At 52.8% G+C, this 3,507-nt stretch carries 3 protein-coding genes; 2 read left to right on the top strand and 1 reads right to left on the bottom strand.

Annotation, left to right across the window (positions count from 1 at the left end):
* Nucleotides 1–363 precede the first annotated feature (363 nt).
* Together F2P47_RS17490 and F2P47_RS17485 are read left to right on the top strand one after the other, a co-directional pair.
* Nucleotides 364–1,320, top strand: a complete 957-nt coding sequence (locus F2P47_RS17490; protein ID WP_204886761.1) for a glycosyltransferase family 2 protein — start codon at nt 364–366, stop codon at nt 1,318–1,320.
* Nucleotides 1,307–1,684 carry a GtrA family protein gene (locus F2P47_RS17485; RefSeq protein WP_152217678.1) on the top strand — a complete coding sequence of 126 codons (378 nt, stop codon included), beginning with the start codon at nt 1,307–1,309 and terminating at the stop codon, nt 1,682–1,684. Before F2P47_RS17490 ends, F2P47_RS17485 begins: the two co-directional genes overlap by 14 nt.
* A 36-nt stretch (nt 1,685–1,720) precedes the next feature.
* Here F2P47_RS17485 and F2P47_RS17480 read toward each other — a convergent pair whose 3' ends face one another.
* Nucleotides 1,721–3,307 carry a glucosyltransferase domain-containing protein gene (locus tag F2P47_RS17480; RefSeq protein WP_152217677.1) on the bottom strand — a complete coding sequence of 529 codons (1,587 nt, stop codon included), beginning with the start codon at nt 3,305–3,307 and terminating at the stop codon, nt 1,721–1,723.
* Nucleotides 3,308–3,507 lie beyond the last annotated feature (200 nt).

Genomic DNA, 3,507 nt, shown 5'->3' with positions numbered 1-3,507 from the left:
TGGGGAGGGTGGCAATACTTGACGTTGCCGTCAGTGCCGCCTCGAGGGAGTTTTGTTCGACGAAGAGTCAAATTCCGTTCAACGACCTGGCGCGACAGACGGGCGCGATTGAGGTCGAACTCCATGCCGCGGCCAGCCGCGGCATTTCGGGCATACGGTAAATGCTGGAGCGATCGACCAGCGCGACCTTCCGAAGCGGATGTGTCGCTCGCGAAGACAAGAAGACTGGAGGAACCGTCAATCAGCGGGAAAGGTTTTTCCGACGGACCCCGTTGATGGTGACCAGAGAGTGACAATCGAGGAAATGGAACTATTCTGCAGGCACAAGCGTCCATGATAGATAGCCGGAGGGGAGGCTGGACTTTGACCGATCTTATTTCCGTAGTTGTACCGTTCTTCAATGAAGAAGACGGCATCGACAACCTCTTCATCGAGATTTGCGCCGCGTTTGAAACGATCCCGAATAGCGTTTTTGAAATTATATGCGTCAATGACGGTAGCCACGACCTAACGCTCGCAAAGCTCTTGAATCACGCGAGCGGCGATCCGCGGATCAAGGTCATTGATCTATCACGAAACTTCGGCAAGGAAGCCGCGTTGACGGCCGGCCTAGATCACGCCACGGGCGATGCCGTCATTCCGTTCGATGCCGACATGCAGGATCCACCCAACGTCATCGCGCAGCTCGTCGAGAAATGGCGCGAAGGCTACGATGTCGTCATTGCGAGGCGTGCCGACAGGTCCTCAGACAGTTATGTGAAGCGAAGCACGGCAGCCTTGTTTTACCGCGCCATAAATGCCATCTCGGACATCACGATCCCGGAAAATGTGGGGGATTTTCGGTTAATGTCCCGCGCTACGGTTGATGCGCTCAAGCTGCTGCCGGAGAATTGCCGCTTTATGAAGGGGCTCTTTGCCTGGGTCGGCGGACGCACTGCCGAAATCGAATATGTTCGACAGCCACGCAACGAAGGAAATTCAAAGTTTTCCGGCTGGAGGCTATGGAACCTCGCCCTTGAAGGCATCACGAGCTTTAGCACCTTGCCGCTCCGCATCTGGACCTATTTCGGTGGCATCACGGCGCTATTCACTTTTTTCTATGCGCTTTTTCTGATTGTTCGAACGACTATTCATGGTGTTGACGTACCCGGCTATGCATCCATTCTCACTGTCGTTCTGTTTCTTGGTGGCGTTCAACTCATGGGAATTGGCATGCTCGGCGAATATCTGGGCCGAATCTATAATGAAGCAAAGCGCCGCCCGAGCTACATCGTGCGCAAGGTGTATTTCCAAAAGTCTTTAGAACATGAAGCCGCCTAGGCTGCTGCGCTACGCTGCGGCGGGAACGCTGGGGACGGCAACCCAGTACACCATATTGCTGTGTCTGGTGCGAACCGGTACTGCAGAGCCTCTCATCGCTTCATCGGGCGGCGCGATTGCGGGCGCTATCGTAAACTACCTTCTAAACTATCGTTTTACGTTCGGTAGTCATAAAAGCCACATCCAAGTCGCCCCGAAGTTCTTTCTCACCGCCTGCTTCGGCTTCGTCATCAACTGGGCTGTGATGACGGTTCTGATTCTCTACATCGGCATCCATTATCTGGTGGCTCAAATCCTGTCGACCGGCATCGTGCTCATGCTGACCTACGCAGTTAACGCGGGATGGTCTTTCAGACAGGAATAGTAACAGGCATGCGCCTCCTATACGATACGGTGACGATCATCTTGATTGATCGTCAGAGGCCCATGTCACCGATGTGCCTGTCACATAGGGCTCAAGAATGATGACGATGGACTCCCCATTGAAGTAGACCGCTTCTGAATCGGGCCATGGCTTCCTTCCGGTCGCCCCTGCTATTGCGGCTTTGACCTCAGCCATTGTCGGACTTGCAAACCCATAATGGCCAAGGAAGAAATTCATGATTTCGACCTGCCTGTAACTCGCAAATGCTTCGGTCCGTACCTGCGATGAAAACGTCGTGTTTTGATACTGCCGAAACCGATCAAGAAAATTGTCTTTCATATCGCCAATGACGACGACGGGGGTCTGCTTTCGGGACAAAAGGAACGGTTCGGCCCGCACAACGATACGATTGATGCGATTCATGTCATACACACTCTTGAACGCTGCGGTATTCGTTTCCTGACTACCCAGGACCGCAAAAAAATATATGTAGAGAACTAGCGCCGCCATCGCGAGCCTTCTGCCGCGCGCGGTCAGAAGGATTGCAGCCAGGAAAAACAGTGAGGCGTAAGCGAAGGGCGCTTCGATCCGACCACTGTGATCCCAAGTCTGATCGTTAATTATCTTTGCAAGTTTTAAGGCAGGAGGAATAAGCAGCGTCAGTGCAGCTGCAATGGCCGCCCAAATTGGTCCACGTTGCCATGCTTTCAGGATAACAACGCCTATACCAAACAACACCGATATCGCGGGAAGCAGTCTAAAACTGCGTGGCAGGTAATCGACGTTTGCGTAGGTTACGTCATATATAGACGAATAGGAATTCCCGAATTGGACGAGAATTGCTCCCAACCCGTTAAGGTGTGTTCTAAATCCCGAATCGTAAACGACCGTCAGCTTGGTCGAAATGAAGTAAACCAAAACTGCAACGATGAAACTTCCAGCTGCGAGTGCCGCTCGCAATGCGAACTCACGAAAGTTTACGGGCCGTGCTGCCTCGAATCCTGCTCCTATTGAGATTTGCATAAGGAGCAGCGCGAGCAGAAGCGCAATGAGCCCGATCTTGGGCTGATAGGCCGCGAGAGACAACACAAAGCAAAGCGTTGCGAGGACAAAAGCTCTTGGCTGCTTAGGGCTTCGTTGTAGTGCCAAAGCTCCCGTCAGGGCAAGAGTGTCACCGAATGTGAATGCAATGTGATCTGCCGAAAAACTGTAATAATCAAGAAATGTCGGATGGACGCAGATGAATGCCGTTGCCAGAAAGATTTCTTCTTTGCGCCTCAGCCCCATAAATGTAGAAAACAGGATTCCATTTATGGCCTGCACGCCCGCGGCCACGATCATCTCAAGTGACTGAATGCCTGCACCTCCGAAAAGGCTTATGAGCATGTCGGCGAACCACCGCCCCTCTCCCAGCGTCTTGTACGAGGGATAGTCATAGATGAACGCATTGGGGAATGTGTGATTGGTGAAGATGATCGAAGTAAAAAAATAACTGTAAACAACGAACGTCAATGCGTAGGCCGCGAAGAATATGACGCCGTAATTCTTGATGGCGGCACTCAGAAAATCGGCCGAATCGGAAGGCCTGAAATCGATATGAGGAGCATTCATTACACTGGCCATGCTTGTGTGCGATTGTGGATAGAGAAAGGAGCGCGTGGATAGACCAAGCCCCACCTCGCTCAGCGGCGGTGACGTGCCACTGAAGTTTCCCCCACGGGGGATTAGAGCCTTGGCATGATTATACCCTCTCGGGCGGGTTGAGCAACAGGCCGGCACGCGGAGCCATCAGAGTGCGGAGCGTGCAGGCCTGTTGCGATAAG

The organism is Parvibaculum sedimenti, assembly GCF_009184905.1.
Taxonomy (GTDB): Bacteria; Pseudomonadota; Alphaproteobacteria; order Parvibaculales; family Parvibaculaceae; genus Parvibaculum; species Parvibaculum sedimenti.
This window is presented reverse-complemented; position numbering and strand designations above follow the sequence as displayed.